The sequence below is a fragment of the Devosia naphthalenivorans genome, assembly GCF_003056355.1.
GTDB lineage: Bacteria > Pseudomonadota > Alphaproteobacteria > Rhizobiales > Devosiaceae > Devosia > Devosia naphthalenivorans.
This window is the reverse complement of sequence record NZ_PYVW01000003.1, coordinates 49,823-68,114: the sequence shown is the minus strand read 5'-3', so window position 1 is coordinate 68,114 and position 18,292 is coordinate 49,823. Positions and strand designations below refer to the sequence as shown.

General features: G+C 61.7%; 17 protein-coding genes. 13 read left to right on the top strand and 4 right to left on the bottom strand.

Annotated elements, in window-relative coordinates; all coding sequences use genetic code 11:
* The first annotated feature begins 113 nt into the window (after nucleotides 1-113).
* The gene (locus C8264_RS05960) at nucleotides 114-2,351 is read left to right on the top strand and encodes a GumC family protein (RefSeq protein WP_108460064.1); all 2,238 of its coding nucleotides are present in this window, start codon (nucleotides 114-116) and stop codon (nucleotides 2,349-2,351) included.
* A gap of 7 nt (nucleotides 2,352-2,358) precedes the next feature.
* Nucleotides 2,359-3,399: a polysaccharide deacetylase family protein gene (locus tag C8264_RS05955; protein ID WP_108460063.1), complete on the top strand. Its 1,041-nt coding sequence runs from the start codon at nucleotides 2,359-2,361 to the stop codon at nucleotides 3,397-3,399.
* A gap of 5 nt (nucleotides 3,400-3,404) precedes the next feature.
* Here C8264_RS05955 and C8264_RS05950 read toward each other — a convergent pair whose 3' ends face one another.
* Nucleotides 3,405-3,674 carry a DUF2842 domain-containing protein gene (locus tag C8264_RS05950; RefSeq protein WP_162783479.1) on the bottom strand — a complete coding sequence of 90 codons (270 nt, stop codon included), beginning with the start codon at nucleotides 3,672-3,674 and terminating at the stop codon, nucleotides 3,405-3,407.
* A gap of 12 nt (nucleotides 3,675-3,686) precedes the next feature.
* On the opposite strand from C8264_RS05950, the gene C8264_RS05945 reads away from it, so the two are divergent.
* From C8264_RS05945 to C8264_RS05920, 6 genes are all read left to right on the top strand, one after another.
* Nucleotides 3,687-4,769, top strand: coding sequence for a COX15/CtaA family protein (locus C8264_RS05945; RefSeq protein ID WP_108460061.1), 1,083 nt, complete (start codon nucleotides 3,687-3,689; stop codon nucleotides 4,767-4,769).
* Between the two features lie 144 nt (nucleotides 4,770-4,913).
* Complete coding sequence (gene rplM, locus C8264_RS05940) at nucleotides 4,914-5,378, top strand: 50S ribosomal protein L13 (RefSeq protein ID WP_108460060.1); 465 nt, start codon at nucleotides 4,914-4,916, stop codon at nucleotides 5,376-5,378.
* Between the two features lies 1 nt (nucleotide 5,379).
* Nucleotides 5,380-5,862, top strand: a complete 483-nt coding sequence (gene rpsI / locus C8264_RS05935) for a 30S ribosomal protein S9 (RefSeq protein ID WP_108460059.1) — start codon at nucleotides 5,380-5,382, stop codon at nucleotides 5,860-5,862.
* Nucleotides 5,863-5,974: 112 nt separating this feature from the next.
* The gene (locus C8264_RS05930; RefSeq protein ID WP_108460058.1) at nucleotides 5,975-6,622 is read left to right on the top strand and encodes a hypothetical protein; all 648 of its coding nucleotides are present in this window, start codon (nucleotides 5,975-5,977) and stop codon (nucleotides 6,620-6,622) included.
* A 161-nt stretch (nucleotides 6,623-6,783) separates the two neighbouring features.
* Nucleotides 6,784-8,154, top strand: a complete 1,371-nt coding sequence (locus C8264_RS05925; protein ID WP_108460057.1) for a dicarboxylate/amino acid:cation symporter — start codon at nucleotides 6,784-6,786, stop codon at nucleotides 8,152-8,154.
* A gap of 91 nt (nucleotides 8,155-8,245) precedes the next feature.
* Nucleotides 8,246-8,608, top strand: coding sequence for a VOC family protein (locus C8264_RS05920; RefSeq protein ID WP_108460056.1), 363 nt, complete (start codon nucleotides 8,246-8,248; stop codon nucleotides 8,606-8,608).
* Nucleotides 8,609-8,694: 86 nt separating this feature from the next.
* Here C8264_RS05920 and C8264_RS05915 read toward each other — a convergent pair whose 3' ends face one another.
* A complete protein-coding gene (locus C8264_RS05915; protein WP_108460055.1) occupies nucleotides 8,695-10,011 on the bottom strand; it encodes a glycosyltransferase in 1,317 nt (438 codons plus the stop codon).
* A 422-nt stretch (nucleotides 10,012-10,433) separates the two neighbouring features.
* Between C8264_RS05915 and C8264_RS05910 the strand changes: the two genes are divergently transcribed.
* Complete coding sequence (locus C8264_RS05910) at nucleotides 10,434-11,648, top strand: LL-diaminopimelate aminotransferase (RefSeq protein WP_108460054.1); 1,215 nt, start codon at nucleotides 10,434-10,436, stop codon at nucleotides 11,646-11,648.
* A gap of 55 nt (nucleotides 11,649-11,703) precedes the next feature.
* On the opposite strand, the gene C8264_RS05905 is transcribed toward C8264_RS05910, so the two are convergent.
* On the bottom strand, nucleotides 11,704-12,321 hold the full coding sequence (locus C8264_RS05905) for a MarR family winged helix-turn-helix transcriptional regulator (protein ID WP_162783478.1): 618 nt from the start codon (nucleotides 12,319-12,321) through the stop codon (nucleotides 11,704-11,706).
* Nucleotides 12,322-12,460: 139 nt separating this feature from the next.
* Here C8264_RS05905 and C8264_RS05900 point away from each other — a divergent pair, with 139 nt between their 5' ends.
* Nucleotides 12,461-14,032, top strand: a complete 1,572-nt coding sequence (locus C8264_RS05900) for an MDR family MFS transporter (protein ID WP_108460052.1) — start codon at nucleotides 12,461-12,463, stop codon at nucleotides 14,030-14,032.
* Between the two features lie 181 nt (nucleotides 14,033-14,213).
* Here C8264_RS05900 and C8264_RS05895 read toward each other — a convergent pair whose 3' ends face one another.
* Nucleotides 14,214-14,492 (bottom strand): hypothetical protein, encoded by a 279-nt coding sequence (locus tag C8264_RS05895; protein WP_108460051.1) that lies wholly within the window; start codon nucleotides 14,490-14,492, stop codon nucleotides 14,214-14,216.
* A 200-nt stretch (nucleotides 14,493-14,692) separates the two neighbouring features.
* Here C8264_RS05895 and sugE point away from each other — a divergent pair, with 200 nt between their 5' ends.
* The 3 genes from sugE (at nucleotide 14,693) to C8264_RS05880 (ending at nucleotide 18,192) form a co-directional block, all read left to right on the top strand.
* The gene (gene sugE / locus C8264_RS05890) at nucleotides 14,693-15,007 is read left to right on the top strand and encodes a quaternary ammonium compound efflux SMR transporter SugE (RefSeq protein ID WP_108460050.1); all 315 of its coding nucleotides are present in this window, start codon (nucleotides 14,693-14,695) and stop codon (nucleotides 15,005-15,007) included.
* A gap of 215 nt (nucleotides 15,008-15,222) precedes the next feature.
* Nucleotides 15,223-15,849 (top strand): hypothetical protein, encoded by a 627-nt coding sequence (locus C8264_RS05885; protein ID WP_108460049.1) that lies wholly within the window; start codon nucleotides 15,223-15,225, stop codon nucleotides 15,847-15,849.
* A 246-nt stretch (nucleotides 15,850-16,095) separates the two neighbouring features.
* The gene (locus tag C8264_RS05880; RefSeq protein ID WP_108460048.1) at nucleotides 16,096-18,192 is read left to right on the top strand and encodes a molybdopterin-containing oxidoreductase family protein; all 2,097 of its coding nucleotides are present in this window, start codon (nucleotides 16,096-16,098) and stop codon (nucleotides 18,190-18,192) included.
* The last annotated feature ends 100 nt before the right edge of the window (nucleotides 18,193-18,292 follow it).

Genomic DNA, 18,292 nt, shown 5'->3' with positions numbered 1-18,292 from the left:
ATCTATGGTTAATAATTCCCTTCCGTGACCGTTGTATTATTGCGCCCGCAACAGGGTTAACGGATTGCTTACCACGCCGCGGCATAAGTCTTCCAAGTAATCGAGGGAAGCCGATGTCATATGAGTCGCCATCCGTGCAGGACACGCGCATCGATATAGGGGCGCTGCTTGGGGCCGTGGTGCGGCGGCTGCCGCGCATCATACTGGTGACGCTGGCTCTGGTGGCGGCGGCGTACGTCCTGCTGATGTTCTCGCCGCGGCTCTATGAATCCACGGCATCGATTCTCGTCGAGCCGCGCGGCAATATCTATACGCGTGGCACCAACGAGCAGGCTCCCACGCTGTCCGGCAACGAGGCCGGTGTCGTTTCCAGCCAGATCGAGCTTATCAAGTCGCGCGATACCCTGTTGCGGGTGATCGACCGGCTCGACCTGCGCTCGGTGTCCGAGTTCAACGGTTCCGGCGATGGTGGCTTTTCGCCTCTCGGCGTACTCAGCCAGATACTGGGCAGGAAGGCCGCGCCCGTCAGCATCGATGAGATCGTCCTCAATAATCTCTATGACGCCATGACGGTTTCGCAGGCGCGCGATTCCCGCATTGTCTCCGTCGTTGTCAGCTCTACCGATCCTCAGCGCGCCGCCGAGATCGCCAACGCCGTCGCCAATGCCCACGTCACCCGCCGCGCAGAGCTGTCGCTTTCCGACACCGCCACAGCCTCGGGTTGGCTGGGTACCGAAATCGAACGGCTGCGCGTCGTGGTCAACGAGGCGGAAACTGCCGTTGCCAATTTCAAGGTCAACAATGACCTCTTTATCGGCTCCAGCAATACCAGCCTGCCCGATCAGCAGATGTCCACCATCGCCTCGCAGATCAGCGCCGCCCAGGAGCGCCAGAACTCTGCGGCTTCTCGCGCGGCCCTGATCCGGGGCATGCTCGAGCGCGGACAATCGATCGAGAGCGTTCCTGATGTGCGCAACTCGGCTGTGATCCAGCGGCTGGGCGAAGACAAGGCACGCCTCCAGGGCGAGAGGGCCCAGCGTTCGGCCACGCTGCTGGCGAACCATCCGACAATCCGCGCCCTCAACGCCCAGATCGCCGAGCTCGATAACCAGATCGCCATCGAAGGCCGCCGCGTCGCCGATGCCCTGGATGCCGAGGCGCAGATCGAGGCCGATCTGCAGGTTTCGCTGCAGGCCAATCTGTCCGACGCCAAGACCACGGCCTCCACGGCAACGCAGGACACTGTGACGCTTGATGGCCTTGAGCGCGAAGCCAAGGCGCAGCGGGACCTGCTCGAAGGCTATCTGCAGCGCTACAACGAAGCTTTCTCCCGCACCGAAACCAATTCGGCGCTGCCGGACGTGCGCGTCGTCAGCGTTGCCGCGCCATCGGTGTCACCCGCGTCCCCCAAGGTCCAGCTGGTGTTGGTGGCCGTGGGCATTGTTTCGATTATGCTCCAGATCGGTCTGATCGCCTTCTCCGAATTGATATCCGGACGTGCCATCGTCACCGCGCGCCAGCCCGAGCGGCCGCAGGATGAACTGGACGAAGTGCCCTTCCTCGAAGAAGAGCTCGAACCCGATCAGCGCTGGGAAGAACCTGCCGTCGAAGCCTCCGTGGCCGAAGAACTTCCTGAACCCAGCTTTGCCGAGCCGGTGATTTTAGCGCCTGTCGTCGACCTGGCTGAATCCCGCTCGCAAGACGAGATGGATATAATCCCGGGCGAAGACTTCGACGCTTCGGATGCACCGGTGCAGTCCTCCCACGTTCAGCCCATTCCGGTGGCGCCGATCGAGGGCGAGACCGGATTGACCACAATGGCCGAACTGTCTTCAGACCTCGTCTATGGCCGCACCCATCTGCTGGTCCTGGCGGCGCACAGCGCCAGCGCCGATTGCGAAGAAGTGGCGGAAGAGCTGATCGGCGAGGCGCTGTCGCGCGGCCTCAGCGTCGCGCTTGTGGATGCGGGCAGCGGCCGGATCGGCGAAGAGCCCGGGCTGAGCGATCTTGGCGCCGGTCGGGCGAGCTTTGGCGATGTGGTGCAGAAATCCGCCGACAACAGCTTTGCCGAAATCGCCTGGGGTCAGCTTGACGCGATACCGGCGGATTCGGACAAGCCACTCACCCTCGTCCAGGCCCTGAGCGACATCTACGAGGTCGTCATCGTGCTGACCGGTGAAGTCGGCTCCAACTCGACACTGCCGATGTTCGAAGGGCTGGACAGCCGCCTAGTGCTTGTTGCTGGCGACAGCGATGATTTCGGGGCAGTGTCCGCCTGCCGTGAGCAGTTGCGCGGCCTTGGCTACAAACACGTCGATATCGCAGCCGTTCCCGCCCGCGTAGCGGCCTGAGGCCGTCATGTCGCTGAAATACACTGCCATAAGGGCCATGTTCGAGGCCCTTTGGCTTTCGCGCCTGCCGGGCCTCGTTCGCGCCTTGTCCAAGTCGCGCGGTGTCATCTTTACGCTGCATCGCGTCCTGCCCGATGATCCCGAGGACTTTGCGCCCAACGCCATCCTTCAGGTGAAACCCGACTTCCTCGAATACGTCATCGAGCGCCTGCGGGATCTGGGTATCGATATCGTTTCGCTCGATGAAGCGCTGGAGCGGCTCGCCGCGCCGGGCAAGGGCAAGCCTTTCGTCGTCCTGACCTTCGACGATGCCTATAAGGACAATCTCGAATACGCTCTGCCAATCCTGCACCGGCAGGAGGCGCCGTTCACGCTCTACGTTCCCACCGCTCTCGTGGATGGGGTAGGGGAGCTGTGGTGGCAGGCCATCGAGGACATCATCACCCACCAGCAGGCGATCGCCCTGACGACCAACGGCGAGAAAGACTACGTCGAAACGCTGACTGTGGCGGAGAAAACCGACGCCTTCAACACGCTCTACTGGCAGATGCGCAAGATGCCGGAGGCCGATCGCGTTCAGCTGGTCCGCAGCTTCGCCGCTGCCTATGGCTACGATCTCGAAAAGCAGTGCCGCGATCTGATCATGGACTGGCAGCAAGTGCGCCTCTTTGCCGAAGATCCGCTGTGCACAATCGGAGCACACACCGTGCATCACTACGAATTATCGAAGCTGTCCCCGGAGCATGCTCGCAGCGAAATGAAGCAATCCGCTGATGTGCTTGTGGCCCAGCTTGGCGAGCGGCCGGCCCATTTCTCCTACCCGCTGGGCGGTCCACTATCGGCCGGCGAGCGCGAATTCGCCCTGGCACGGGAGCTTGGTTTCAAGTCCGCCGTCACCACAAGGCCGGGCGGGCTCTACCCACACCACGCCGCCAATCCGCACGCTCTGCCGCGCGTTTCCCTCAACGGATTGTTTCAGTCCCGCCGCTATGTCGATGTTTTTGCTAGCGGTGCGATCTTCTCGGCCATGGGCAAGCTCACCGGCTGAGTGCGCTATTCCGGCTTGGCCATCCAGCGGATAATCCACATCGCGGGGAACAGCCACCCCATCCCCGCCACCACGAAATAAGGCAGCAGCACCCAAGGCGGCAGGCCCGCGGGCAGAGCCAGGTAAACTGAGGTGAACACCGACACCCAAGCCATGATCGAGCCCAGGATCAGGAAAACACCAATCAACTTGCGGTTACGCTGTGTCATGTGCGGCAACGGGTCTATTGCGGGATAAGGTAAGCGGGCATACCACTCCCCGTCGCCGACCGACACCAGGAAACTGCCGTGACTATCGCCCAAAACGCCGCACTCAGCCAGATCAGCTACGCCACCGACCGGCTTCGCCCCGTCCGCATCTGGCTTTATGCCCTCGCGGCTATGGTGCTCGTGATGGTGATGGTCGGCGGCATGACGCGCCTCACCGGGTCCGGCCTGTCGATCACCACCTGGAAGCCCGTTTCTGGCATCATTCCGCCCCTTTCCCAGGCCGACTGGATTGCCGAATTCGAGGGCTACAAACTCATTCCGCAGTATGAAGTGTACAACCACTGGATGACCCTTGAGGACTTCAAGGGCATTTTCTGGTGGGAATGGGGACACCGCTTCCTGGGCCGCATGATCGGCTTTGCGTTCGCGATTCCCTTCCTCGTATTTCTGTTCCAGCGCCGCCTGTCGCGCGACATGGCCCTGCCGCTGGTGGGCCTGTTCGTGCTGGGTGGCTTTCAGGGGGCACTTGGCTGGTGGATGGTTTCCTCCGGCCTTACCGAGCTGACATCGGTTTCACAATATCGCCTTGCCGCGCACCTGACCGCAGCGCTGCTGCTGCTGCTGGCGCTCGTCTGGGTTGCCCGCCGGATGCGGCCTGATCGCACCGAAGGGCAGGTGACCAAGGGCAATATCTCGTCCGTTACCATCCTGCTGTTGTTGCTGGTGCTGCAGGTCGCGGCCGGCGCCTTCGTAGCCGGGCTCGACGCGGGCATGGGTTTCAACACCTGGCCGCTGATGGAAGGCAAGTTCATCCCCGACGGGCTGGGCGCCTACGAGCCCACCTGGCGCAGTCTCTTCGAACACGGCCTAACGGTGCAGTTCAATCACCGCATGCTCGCGTATATCATCACCATCGTGACCTTCGTGATGCTGTTCCGCCAGATTCGTGGGGCAGGGCTGGGGGGCGTGCACCGCTGGATGGGCGTCATCGCCGTGCTGGTGGTCGGCCAGGTAACGCTGGGCATCGCGACGCTGCTGTCCATGATCAACATAGACCTCGCCGTCGGCCATCAGGGGCTCGCCTTCATCCTGGCCTCCGCCATCTGCGCCTACCTGGCTGATATGACGAAGACAAACGCACTTGGAATTACGGTAAAATAATACCGTATGGATAAGTGTTTGTTTTTGCTGGATAAAATACAGCCACTTGACGGGGTCGAGAATCCCTCATACACGACCGTTCGAACATGCCGCTTTCTCCTCCGATGAAGCTGGCAAGCCCCAAGAATTTTAGGGAATTCTAGCATGAGCACTTACTCGGCAAAACCGAGCGAGATCGAAAAGAAGTGGGTCCTGATCGACGCCGAAGGGCTGGTCGTGGGTCGCGTTGCTTCGATCATTGCCAGCCGCCTGCGCGGCAAGCACAAGCCAACTTTCACGCCTCACATGGACATGGGCGACAACATCGTTGTCATCAATGCCGACAAGGTGAAGCTGACCGGCCGCAAGCTGGACCAGCACAAGTTCTACTGGCACACCGGTTTCCCCGGCGGCATCAAGGACCGTACCGCACGCGAACTGCTGGAAGGTCGTTTCCCCGAGCGCGTACTCGAGAACGCTGTCCGCCGCATGATGCCTGGCGGCCCGCTGACCCGTGCCCAGCTCAAGAACCTCCGCGTCTACTCCGGCGCTGAGCATCCTCACGAAGCGCAGAACCCAGCCAAGCTGGACGTTGCTGCGATGAACCCCAAGAATGCGCGGGTGAAGTAATATGGCTGAAACCATCAACTCCCTCGAAGACCTCGGCACCTCCACCGTCGCTCCGGCCGTCAACACCGCTCCGGTGCACGTCCAGAAGCTCGACGCCCAGGGCCGCGCCTACGCAACCGGCAAGCGCAAGAACGCCGTTGCCCGCGTCTGGATCAAGCCAGGCAAGGGCACAGTGACCGTGAACGGCCGCGAATTCGCGACCTACTTCGCGCGTCCCGTTCTGCAGCTGATCGTCAAGCAGCCTATCGTCGCGACCGAACGCACCGACCAGTACGACGTTGTCGTCACTGTTGCCGGTGGTGGTCTGTCCGGCCAGGCCGGTGCCGTCCGTCACGGCATCTCCAAGGCGCTGAACTTCTTCGAGCCAGCCCTGCGTCCTGTCCTCAAGAAGGGTGGTTTCCTCACCCGCGACAGCCGCGTCGTCGAGCGCAAGAAGTACGGCAAGGCTAAGGCCCGCAAGTCCTTCCAGTTCTCCAAGCGCTAAGCTCTGGATCACGATTTTTGCAAAGGGCCAGGAAACTGGCCCTTTTCTTTTTGCTCCGCCGCACAGATGAGAAGGGGTTGCGATTGGCGCCCCAAGACCAATCTAGAGTTTCATGCAGCTCCTGATCACCCGCTTCCACCTGCTGGTATTGGCCGTCACCATCGCTATTACCGGCGTCGCCTTCCTGCGCGTTCCCGCCGAATACGCCTATCCGGCTCATTGGAGCGGCAGCAGCGCAGACTGGCTCTGGCACCGTGATCTGGCATTGCCCGTTGCGGTGCTCCTGCAGGCCCTGTTGCTGACCGCGTTCTTTCTTCTGGGCCGGGCCCTCACCAAGAACCAATTCGCCAAATCGCAGCATATTCTCGATCCGGTATTGACCCTGCTGATGCTGGTCGTCGCCGCCTCCCAGCTTGGATTGCTGCTGACCGGCATCGGCTCGGATCTGGATTTCATCCGGGTGACCGGCTTCGGGCTCGGCGCGGCCCTGTTCGTGCTGGGCATTGTGCTGTTTGAAGCCGAGCGCCACACTTATGCCGGCCTGCGCATGCCTTGGCCGGTGCCGGGGGACCGCGCCTGGAAGCTTGTGCATCGGGCAGGTGGTCTTGGCTATGGCCTGGCTGGTGCGAGCCTTGTGGCGCTGGCCTGGTTCGACGTCGGAATGGGGTTGCTTACCATTGCCTTTGCCATCGCACTTTTTGTGCCGGCGATCCTGGCCGGCTTCGCAACCCTGGCGACCCGCAGTCCTTCGACAGCATAGCTATTGCCCGGAACTGTATTAAGCCGCAGAAAATTTTTCTAGAGCTCCGTGACAACGCAATTCCGTACGCAGAGAATTCCGCCGGCTCGGCGTAGATTGTGGGTAATTTCGAGGCACTTCGCTTGAATTAAAGGCGTGGGCCTCCCATTCACAGGTACGACATGTCTCCCACCACGATTTCTCCTGCTCGGGTCTCAAGGGCGCCCAAGCCATTCTATCGCAGCTTTGGCTTCCAGGTGCTGGCTGCCATGGTCATCGGCCTTGTCCTCGGCTACATCGCGCGCCAGATGGGCCCCGATGCCGCTGGCAGCGCCAACTGGCTGACCCAGACGCTGTCAACCGTCGGCTCCACCTTCGTTTCGCTGCTGCGGGCACTGGTGCCGGTGCTTGTCTTCACCGCAATCGTTGCTTCCATCGCCAATTTGCGCGAGCTCAACAATGCCGCCAAGCTGGTCTGGCAGACCCTGTTGTGGTTCGCCATCACGGCACTCATCGCCGTTGCCATCGGCATCACGCTTGGCCTGGTCATCCAGCCCGGCATTCACACCGCCGTTGCTGAAACCGCAGCCAAGGCGCCATCGTCCACTGGCTCCTGGCTCGATTTCCTCAAGGGCATCATCCCGGCAAACGTGTTGGGCCTGCAGGCTTCCACGCGGCTGACTGATGGTTCGGCCAGCACCAGCCTCAACTTCAACGTGCTGCAGATCCTCGTCGTATCCATCGCGGTGGGCGTCGCCGCCCTGCGCGTCGGACCGGCTGCCGATCCGTTCCTGGCGTTCAACCGCTCCTTCCTCAAGATCGTGCACAAGATGCTGTGGTGGGTCATTCGCCTGACCCCGATCGGCACCATCGGCCTCCTCGGCAACGCCGTTGCCGTTTATGGCTGGGATGCACTGGCCCAATTGGGCTGGTTCTCGGCCGCTATCTATATCGGGCTGGCGCTCGTGCTGTTCGTTGTCTACCCGGTGCTGCTGCAGGCCCATGGGCTCAACCCCATCCGTTACTTCCAGAGCGCATGGCCTGCCATCCAGCTTGCGTTCGTCTCGCGCTCATCCATCGGCACTTTGCCGCTGACCGAGCGCGTCACCGAGCAGAACCTTGGCGTACCGCGTGAATACGCAGCCTTCGCGGTGCCGCTTGGCGCCACCACCAAGATGGACGGTTGCGCGGCGATCTACCCGGCAATTTCCGCGATCTTCGTGGCGCAGTTCTTCGGCATCCAGCTTGGCCTGCAGGAATACCTGCTGATCGTCTTCGTGTCGGTCATCGGCTCCGCTGCCACCGCCGGCCTGACGGGCGCTACCGTCATGCTGACGCTGACGCTCTCCACGCTTGGCCTGCCGCTCGAAGGCGTGGGCCTGCTACTGGCGGTCGATCCGATCCTCGACATGGGCCGCACGGCGGTCAACGTCGCCGGCCAGGCGCTGGTCCCCACCATCGTGGCAAAGCGCCAGGGCATCCTTGACCAGGCGGTCTATGATCGTGGCGAAAGCATCGAGGCACTCGATGTGAAGGACGCAGTGCCGGCCTGAATAAAGCTGCTGACACGGCCTGTCAGTATCGGGCTCTAGCAGCAGAGGGGCGGACGGTGTTCCGCCCCTTTCCTCGTTCTGGAGATATCCGATGATTGACCACGTTGGCCTGCGCAGCAAGCAATTCGACGTCCTGGTGGCCTTTTATCAGGCGGCTCTTGGCCCGCTCGGCTACAAGATAATGATGCAGTTCGAAGGTGTCGTTGGGCTTGGTAGCGAGCAGCCAGACCTATGGATCAGCGAGGCTGGCGATAGCCCGTGCGGGCAAATTCACCTCGCCTTTGTAGCCGGTGATCGTGCCGCCGTTGACGGCGCCTATGCCGCGGCGGTGGCGAACGGGGCCACCGACAATGGCGCTCCGGGCCTGCGTCCGCACTACACGCCCACCTACTATGCCGCCTTCGTCATCGATCCGGACGGCAATAATCTTGAGTACGTCTGCCACAACGGGTGATGGGGCTGGGCGTATCGATCCTCGCGCGCACCGCCTCTGGCAACATCAGCCCTCGTGGTGAGCCTCAAACCACGGGGGGCATACCGTTACCCGACGAGCTTCAAAGCCGGCTTTACCTTGCGGATCTTCTTTTCCTTGGGAATGCGCGGCACGTAGTTTGCCATCACGCGCTCGATCACCTTGATCGCTCGATCCGTTCCGTCTTCGCCATGCAACTGCTCGGCAATCTCACCAGCATTGCGGCGATAGTTCGGATTGGCGGAGAGGTCCGCCAGCGCCCCGGCGAGAATCTCGGAGGTGAGCTTGCGCAGCCGCACGGGCTTGGGCCCGCAGCCCAACTCGAACACGCGCCGTCCCCAATAAGGCTGGTCCACCGTCTGCGGCACCACGAAGGTCGGGCGGCCCAGATGGAGCCCCGCCGAAGTCGTGCCGGCGCCGCCATGGTGAACCACCGCCGAAACATATTTGAACAGCTTGTCGTGCGGCGCTTTTTCGATGGCGAAAATGGTGTCGGGCAGGTCTTTCGGATTGATCCCGCCCCAGCCGCGCGCGACCACGGCACGGCCGCCCCACATGGCGACGGCCTCCTTGAGGATGCGCGTATTGCGCTCTGCGCCGAATGGCATCGAGCCAAAGCCGATATAGACTGGCGCTTCGCCTTCGGAGAGGAACTTCTGGAACTCGCGTGATGGCTGCCAGTCCGTGCGATCCTTGAGCTGCCAATAACCTGTGACAATCGCGCTCTTGGGCCAATCGCGCGGGCGCGGTGAAACCACCGGCGAATACGCGTAGAGTGTCGTCAGCGAAGTGCCGTCCGTATTGCGGAAGAAGCCACCCTTCTTGCGAGCATCCAGCCCCATCAATTCGCGGCGCAGCTTGTTGCGGGGCAGATTGTAATAGATCTGCTGCACGGTCATCGCCGTATAGGTCAGCTTGTTGAACGCCGGTCCAAAATCCGCGCCGTAATAGATGCAGAGCGGGAATTCGCTGGTGGAATTGAGCGGTTGCAGCGCCACCATGATGGCCGGAATATGCAGCGCTTCGGCAATATCGATGCCGAAGCTCGTGTTCATGTTGAGAATCAGCATGTCCGCGCCCTGGCACATGTTCCAAGCGTGGCGGGCTGCTGTATCAACGATTTGTTGACCCTGCCGCAATAGGGAAGGGCCGTTGATGAGCATGGATTGGCTCATCGCATTCTCGAACCGTTGCTGGGTCAGGAAGCTCTGGATCGAGGGGCCGAGCGTGTGAAACTCGATGCCGTAACCTTCTACCATGTCCTGGAATTCTTCCGATGCGCCAAGGACAACCGAGTAACCGCGGTCCTTCAGGGCAATGGCAAGAGCCAGATAGGGTTGAACGTCGCCTTGCGTGCCGATCGTGACGAGGGCAATGCGCTTCAAAGTTTAAACCTCACTTACGCCGTTCTGATCACGAAGGTTGGCGTCCTTCGGACCATTTACAATACCACTGCCAGGTTTTATGAACGGCCTAATCGTTAGCTGGTTTCCATACAAAATACGCTTCTGAAGGGCAAGAGACATGCCGTCGCTGTACACATTTGCATTGGTTGGAGCCTCGCTCGCCGGCAATTTGGTGTCTGCAGTTTCCTTCGCGGTGGCGCGGGCGAACGCCCGCTAGCTCTTCCCGATGGCCCCAATGGGGCGGGGAAGAGCCGAACATCGATGTAGCGCCCAATTGCCGGCGCTTAACCCGTTCACAACCATAATTCCGCGATAATCGACGCCTCAAAAGAGAGGCTTGGCGCTTCGGACTAAGCGCGTCGTGGTCCAGTTCAGGTCCTCAGAGGACCACCGAGGAAAACATGAGCGAAGAATTCCATCGCATCCGCCGCCTGCCACCCTACGTGTTTGCCCATATTGACCCGATCAAGGCCAAGGCCCGCGCTGAAGGTGTCGATGTCATCGATTTGGGCATGGGCAATCCGGACATGCCGACACCCGCCCATATCGTGGAAAAGCTGCAGGAAACCGTCAAGGATCCGCGCACCCACCGTTATTCCACCTCGCGCGGCATTCCTGGCCTGCGCAAGGCCCAGGCCAGCTATTACGGCCGCCGGTTCGGCGTTAAGCTCAACCCCGATACGCAAGTCGTGGCGACCCTTGGGTCCAAGGAAGGCTTCGCCAACATGGCTTCAGCCATCACTGCGCCGGGCGATGTGGTGCTGGTGCCCAACCCGACTTATCCGATCCACTCCTTCGGCTTCATCATGTCCGGCGGCGTCGTGCGCTCCATGCCGGCCGATCCGAACGAAGATTTCATGCGCTCGCTCGATCGCGCCGTCCGGCACTCGATCCCCAAGCCGATCGCGCTGGTTCTCAACTACCCCGCCAACCCGACCGCCTACACAGCCGACCTCGATTTCTACACCGAGGTCGTCAAGTACTGTAAGGCCAACGACATCTTCATCCTGTCCGATCTCGCCTATTCCGAGATCTATTTCGACGAGGATGCGCCACCACCATCCGTGCTCCAGGTGCCCGGCGCCATCGACATCACTGTCGAATTCACCTCCATGTCCAAGACCTATTCCATGCCCGGCTGGCGCGTCGGCTTTGCCGTGGGCAATGAACGGCTGATCGCGGCCTTGGCGCGCGTCAAATCCTATCTGGACTACGGCGCCTTCACCCCCATCCAGGTTGCCGCAACGGCCGCGCTCAATGGCCGTGACGATGTGATCGAGGAAGTCCGCAAGGTCTACAAGTGCCGCCGCGACGTGATGGTGGAGAGCTTTGCCCGCTCTGGCTGGGACATTCCGGTGCCCAGGGCCACCATGTTTGCCTGGGCGCCCATTCCGGCGCAATTCGCCCATCTCGGCTCGCTGGAATTTGCCAAGCTGCTGATCAAGGAAACCGGTGTTGGTGTCGCCCCCGGCGTGGGCTTCGGCGAATATGGCGATCAATATATTCGCCTCGCTTTTGTCGAAAACGAACAGCGCATCCGCCAGGCCGCCCGCAACATCAAGAAACTGCTCGGCTCCAAGAGTGGGGCGGGGAACGTAGTCCCGCTCGCCGGCTAAGCTGCCCGCTTCCACCAAAAACAATACCCCGGTTCGTTCCGGGGTATTTGCGTTTCTACTCGGCCAGTTCCTTGCGTGTCGCCATCGCAGTGTGTCGCGCTAGTGCCGCGATATCCTCAGCGAACTTCAGCGCGCCCTCGTCGGTATGCTCCGACCAGTGGCCGAACTTGTGCAGCATGGGTACGAATTTGCTGAGCTCCCCAGCGTCCCATCCGCTCAGAAAATCACCCATGATAAGCAGCTTGTATGCCCGCACTGCATCGATCACCGCTTCTCCAGCAGATGTCAGTTCGATGATCGTGCGCCGCGCATCCGCTTGGCTCGCTGCCCTCCTGGCATATCCCGCATCGACCAGTTCGCTCACAAGGCGGCTGGCGCGGGAGGGATCGATCCCCAGCCGCTCGGCAACGCTCGCCACCATGGTTTCCCCGCCAGCCTTGTCGCCAAACTCGTCGACAGGCGCACGAATCGAAACCAGTACGTCTAGCTGCGCCAGATCCAGGTCGATCTTGAGGTCCTGGAGCGCGCGGTGACCCAGCTCGCGCCGCATGGCCCGGCGCCGCCAATTTTGCAGCAGCGCATCGATAGCGACAGCCGCCTCGGCAGTCTGGGGCGCAATTCCGGCTTTATGAAGCAGGGCGCTGATAGCGGTTTCGCCGCCGGAATGGGGCATGGCTGTTATCCTGAAATTGCGTGCGTAGAGCAATTGCGTGCTGTTGACATGCAAATGTGTCCGACACATATATGGTGCGAAACAATATACCGCAAGCGCGCATTCTGTTCACGCTGCCTGCTGGTCAAAGGATTCTCCCATGCCTGCAACGACCCAATCCGCTGATGCGCCAGAGGCGCAATCGGTGGGCCTCATCATCGGCGCTGTCGCCGTCACCCTGTTGCTGGCCTCGCTCGGCCAGACCATCGTGTCCACGGCACTGCCCACCATCGTCAGCGAACTCGGCGGGCTCGACCACCTGACCTGGGTCGTAATCGCTTATCTTCTCAGTTCGACGGTCGTCGCCCCGATTTATGGCAAGCTGGGCGACCTTTATGGCCGCAAGATCGTGCTGCAGACCGCCATCGTGATCTTCCTCGGCGGTGCTTTGCTATCGGCCTTCGCCAACTCGATGACCTTCCTGATCATCGCGCGCGCCGTGCAAGGTCTGGGAGGCGGTGGCCTCATGGTCGTCGCGATGACGGTGGTAGCCGACATCATTCCTCCGCGGCAACGCGGCAAGATCCAGGGTATTTTCGGGGCCGTGTTCGGCGTGTCCACCGTGGTTGGACCATTGCTCGGTGGCTTTATCGTCGAGCATCTCAGCTGGCAGTGGATTTTCCTGATCAATCTGCCGCTCGGCGTACTCGCTCTGGTGGTGATCGGCTTCGCGCTCAAGCCCAAGCCGGACCGTGTCGCGCACAAGATCGACTATATGGGCTTCGTGCTGCTCACCTCGACCCTTTCGGCCTTCGTCCTCGCTACCAGTCTTGGCGGCAATACCTTCCCGTGGCTATCGGCGCAGATCATCGGCCTGGTTGTCCTTGCGGCCGCTGCACTTGCGGCGTTCATCTGGGTTGAACACCGCGCCGAAGAACCGGTGCTGCCGCTGCAACTGTTCCGCAACAATGTGTTCCTGGTGTCCAACGCCGTGGGGTTTCTGGTCGGCATGGCGATGTTCGGCTCGATCACCTTCCTGCCGATGTTCCTGCAAATCGCCAAGGGTGTGTCGCCCACGGCGTCGGCCATGCAATTAGTGCCCATGATGGTGGGCCTGATCGGCGCATCGACGCTCTCGGGCTTCATCATGAGCAAGACCGGCCGTTACAAGATCCTGCCCACTATCTCCACTGCGCTGCTAACGGTGGCTCTGGTTATGCTGGGTACCATGCAACTGGGCACGCCTGATTGGCAGGTCAGCATCTATATGCTGTTCGTGGGCATCGGCATTGGGCCGGTCAACAGCGTTGGCGTCACCGCGACCCAGAATGCGGTCTCGCAGTCTCTGGTCGGCGTCGCCACGGCGGGCAACACGCTGTTCCGCCAGATCGGCGGCTCCATCGGCGTGTCCGTGTTCGGGGCGATCTTCTCTGCCGGCATAGCCGCCCGCATCGGCGAGGCCCTGCCGGAGGGCAGCGGGGCCTTCAATGCCCAGGCCATTGCAGCACTCCCTGACTCGGTGCGTGACCAGGTTCTGGAAGGTTTCACCGCCTCTCTGCACCCGGTCTTTCTCACCGCAGCCGCAGCCGCACTGCTTGCCTTCGGCCTCAGCTTCCTGCTCCGCGAAATCCCGCTCGCCACCACGCTCCGCAAGGAGCCACAGGCCGAGATCGACGGCGAGGAGCAGGGGGCCGCCGCCGCCTCAGGCGCGCCTATTGCGGTTTTGAGGTAGGGTCTCGCGCTCCTGGCCTTGAGACCTCATGGTGAGCCTGTCGAACCACGAGAGCCTGCCCCGGGCCTGACCCAGGGTCGAGCGAGTGGGGGCTTGGGTGCCACAACCTCGTCCTTCGACAAGCTCAGGATGAGGTCTACTTGGTGCATCCCAATTCTATGCGACTTGCGCTAGGGTTGCTTTACCCGAGGAGCGCGCCCCAGGCAGGGTTCCATTCCACGCCATCATCCAGATCCACAACCACCCGGTCGGCGTCAAGATGATCGAGCAGGAATTGCGCATAGGGCAGTGCCTGGCCGGGTGCGTCGGGGTCTGATCGCGTGGGGTTGAAGGTGCGCAGTCCAGGTTGCGGCAGGAGCCAGCTCACCACGCAGCGCCACCCCTCGGGCAGTTCGGATATTTTCGCCAGAACGACGTTATCGAGGGGCTCGTTGACGGCGGCGCGGTAATAATCAGGCACTGCAACTTACTCTGGTTCGCGCGTAGCTACGAACCGGAGTCCGAAAAGTTTCACGGCCTAGTGATGCAAACGGGGACCATCGGTTTTGCCTTCGGGACACTTCACCTTCCAGGCGCGTCAGCCTATATATCTCCTGCGCATGGACGACCTTGCGGCTTTCATCCACATCGGCTGGGACGACCCACCACAAGGAGAATTCCATGGCATGGGTTTATCTCGCTATTGCCGGCTTGTTCGAAATGGGCTGGGCTATCGGCCTCAAATATACCGAAGGGTTCACCCGACCAGTTCCGACTGTACTGACAGTCATCGCGATGATCATCAGCGTGATCCTGCTGGGCCTTGCGCTGCGTGATTTGCCTGTTGGCACCGGCTACGCCGTTTGGACGGGCATCGGGACAGTCGGCACGGCACTCCTCGGCATGTATCTGTTCGGTGATCCCGCAACGGCCGGGCGCCTCGCCTGCATCGGCCTTATCGTCGCCGGCATCGCGGGTCTCAAGATTCTTTCCTGAATAATATCCAGGTTTGTCAGCAGCTTGTCTGGCAAACCTGAATCTTCTTGGGAGCAATGCCGCCCGCCGTTGGTGTGGCAAAAAAGCATGGGTTCCACCTCTCTGCGCCCGCTCGCCAAATTGTTAATGGTGAAATCCGGCTCGGCTGCTAGATTCCGGTTCATGTAACCCGCCGAACCGCGTCACCGGCCCCCAGAATTCATTGGAGAGCAATAGTGCCCTTGCGCTGGCAGGAAGTGGCTGTGCCACTATTCGTTATCATAGCCCTTCTGGTGCTCAAGCACGTTCCCTGGACGGAAAGCCTGCCCTTGGCGAGAGCCGCCGGCGTCGTTGCATTTGGCTACGCCGCCTTCCTGGCCCTGCGCCTGATCCAGGGCGAGGAAGCCGTGCAGATCGACGGCTGGTCCGAACTGCGGCCGTCCATGGTTGAATATTTCGCCTGCTACGGTGCCGCTGCCCTCTCGGTCGTGCTGATGTCCGCAGTGATTTTCATCGGGGGCACCAAGCATGTCGAGCCGACCCAGATGATCGCCACCTTTACCGCATCGCTCCTGCTCGGCGCGGGCGCCTTCGGCATCGGCCTGTGCGGCCTCTTCACCAAGGTGCGCTGGAACAACACCATCCTTGAGCATAGAACCGCGTTCGGTCGCGAGACCCGTCTCGCATGGTCCGACGTTCGCTCGGTTCGCCCGAACTGGCGCGGCATCACAATCGCCACGCAGGGCGCCGAGAAGGTGACCTTCTCGCAGTTCCACTCCGGCGCTGCCCAACTGGCCATCCACGCTACCAACCGCGCGCGCCGCAACGCCGAGACTTCAACCAAGGCGTTCGCTACGCTGTAGATCCGACGTGGGTTTGGGAGCATGATCCGCCCACCACCGCATCCCACCACCGCGCGTAACCCTCGGGCCTGACCCGAGGGTTCAGTACTTTTCTGTTGGCTCGATAAGGCAGTACCCTTGGAGCAAGCCCAAGGTTGACGATCCAGCATGTGCTGTCATCCCGAAGTCGCCCCCATCGCCCGCATGAATGTCAGCCATCACGCCAATTCGTTTGAGTGGCGGCCTTGGCTCCGATAGTCTTGGCCCATGAACAAGCCCGTCGTCCTGCGCACAGTCCGCTCCGTTTGTCCGCATGATTGTCCCTCCGCGTGTGCGCTGGATGTCGACATCATTGACGAACGCACCATTGGCCGCGTGCGGGGTGCTAAGGACGATCCCTATACGGCCGGCGTCATCTGCGAGAAGGTCGCCCGCTATGCAGAGCGTGTGCACCATCCCGACCGCCTGACCCAGCCGCTGCGACGCTCCGGCCCCAAAGGCTCGGGCCTATTCGTCCCCATCAGCTGGGACGAAGCCCTCGACGAGATCGCTGCCCGCTTCAAAGAGATTGAGGCTGAGCACGGCGCCGAAGCCATCTGGCCCTATTACTATGCAGGCACCATGGGCCATGTGCAGCGCGATGGGATCGATCGCCTGCGCGCCGCCATGGGATATTCCCGGCAATACGAGACGATCTGCACCGGCACCTCCTGGCCGGGCTACATCGCCGGCACCGGCATGCTCGGCGGCGTCAATCCCGAGCAGATGGCTGAAAGCGATTGCGTCGTGATCTGGGGTACCAATGCGGTGCACACTCAGGTCAACGTCATGACCCACGCCATGCGCGCCCGAAAGGAGCGCGGCGCCAAGATCGTCGTCATCGACATCTACGAAACCGCCACCATGGCGCAGGCCGATATGGGCCTCATCCTGCGTCCCGGCACCGATGGAGCGCTTGCCGTCGCCGTTATGCACGTGCTGCTGCGCGATGGTCTGGCCGACCGCGCCTATATGGCGAGGTATACCGATTTCGGCCCCGAGTTCGAAGCGCATCTTGCCAGCCGCACCCCCGAATGGGCTGCCGAAATCACCGGCCTCACGGTCGAGCAGATCACCGCCTTCGCTCATCTGGTCGGCACCACGCCGCGCTCTTATTTCCGGCTGGGGTATGGCTTTACGCGTCAGCGTAATGGCTCCACCGCCATTCACGCCGCCTTGTGCATCCCAGCCATGACCGGCGCCTGGCAGCATCGCGGCGGCGGTGCTTTCCACTCCAACTCGGGCACCTGGGCGCTCGACAAGTCGCGTATCGTCGGCAACGCCCTCCAAAAGGGCGATCCGCGCTGGCTCGACATGTCCGAGATCGGCCCGGTCCTGACCGGCGATGCCAATGCCCTCAAGGGTGGTGGGCCCGTCAAGGCGATGATCATCCAGAACACCAATCCGGCAGCGGTCGCGCCGGACCAGACGCTGACCCATCGCGGTTTCGCGCGCGAGGACCTGTTCCTCGTCGTCCATGAGCAATTCATGACCGAAACGGCCGAGTTCGCCGATATCGTCCTGCCGGCAACCATGTTCCTGGAGCACAACGATTATTACACACGCGGCGGCCACACCCGCGTCCTCTATGGCCCCGCCGTTATCCAGCGCCCCGGCCAGACTTGGTCTAACCACGAAGTCATCAACGCCCTGGCTCTGCGCCTCGGGCTCGAAGACGATATTTTCAAGACCCGCGATCGCGAGGTAGTGGCCGAAACCTTCCGCCGCTCGAACTATCCGCCGATCGAGGAGGTGGAAAAGACCGGCTTCGTGGACCGCGAACGGCCCGACCACATTGCCCGCTTTGCGGACGGCTTCGCCTGGCCTGACAAACGCTTCCGCTTCCAGCCCGATTGGCAGACGGTCGCCGACAAGAAGGGCTATCTCTGGGTCTGCGACCCCGCTGAGGTGCCTCGCTTTGCCGATCACTGGGCAATCAACGAGCCCACCGACGAGGCGCATCCGTTCCGTCTGGCGACCAGTCCGGCGCGCGGTTTCCTGAACTCGACGTTCAACGAAACGCCCGGGAGTCAGAAGCGCGAGGGTGTACCCTCTGTCTTTATTCATCCCGAAGACGCGCAGCGGCTCGGCATTGAGGAAGGTCAGTTCGTGACGCTCGGCAATCGCCGTGGCTCGGTTGACCTAACCGCCCGCATCCGCCCCGGCCTGCCCACAGGCGTTCTGATCGCCGAAGGTTTGCACCAGAACAAGGCCCATCGCGGGGGCAAGGGCATCAACACCCTCACCAACGCCACCCCCGCGCCCCCCTTCGGCGGCGCCACCTTCCACGATGCAGCGGTGTGGATCAGGCGGGCGGATCAGTAGCGCTGAGCCTACCCAGCACCGGCCGTCACCCTCGGGCTTGATCCGAGGGCTCTATACTTCCATCAAGCTCTGGCAAATGCAGTGCGCTCGGGTCAGCCCG

Excerpts from the sequence above, each read along its gene's own strand:
- C8264_RS05960 (WP_108460064.1), top strand. The coding sequence starts at position 114 with ATGTCATATGAGTCGCCATCCGTGCAGGACACGCGCATCGATATAGGG.
- C8264_RS05955 (WP_108460063.1), top strand. The coding sequence starts at position 2,359 with ATGTCGCTGAAATACACTGCCATAAGGGCCATGTTCGAGGCCCTTTGG.
- rplM (WP_108460060.1), top strand. The coding sequence starts at position 4,914 with ATGAGCACTTACTCGGCAAAACCGAGCGAGATCGAAAAGAAGTGGGTC.
- rpsI (WP_108460059.1), top strand. The coding sequence starts at position 5,380 with ATGGCTGAAACCATCAACTCCCTCGAAGACCTCGGCACCTCCACCGTC.
- C8264_RS05930 (WP_108460058.1), top strand. The coding sequence starts at position 5,975 with ATGCAGCTCCTGATCACCCGCTTCCACCTGCTGGTATTGGCCGTCACC.
- C8264_RS05925 (WP_108460057.1), top strand. The coding sequence starts at position 6,784 with ATGTCTCCCACCACGATTTCTCCTGCTCGGGTCTCAAGGGCGCCCAAG.
- C8264_RS05920 (WP_108460056.1), top strand. The coding sequence starts at position 8,246 with ATGATTGACCACGTTGGCCTGCGCAGCAAGCAATTCGACGTCCTGGTG.
- C8264_RS05910 (WP_108460054.1), top strand. The coding sequence starts at position 10,434 with ATGAGCGAAGAATTCCATCGCATCCGCCGCCTGCCACCCTACGTGTTT.
- C8264_RS05905 (WP_162783478.1), bottom strand. The coding sequence starts at position 12,321 with ATGCCCCATTCCGGCGGCGAAACCGCTATCAGCGCCCTGCTTCATAAA.
- C8264_RS05900 (WP_108460052.1), top strand. The coding sequence starts at position 12,461 with ATGCCTGCAACGACCCAATCCGCTGATGCGCCAGAGGCGCAATCGGTG.
- sugE (WP_108460050.1), top strand. The coding sequence starts at position 14,693 with ATGGCATGGGTTTATCTCGCTATTGCCGGCTTGTTCGAAATGGGCTGG.
- C8264_RS05880 (WP_108460048.1), top strand. The coding sequence starts at position 16,096 with ATGAACAAGCCCGTCGTCCTGCGCACAGTCCGCTCCGTTTGTCCGCAT.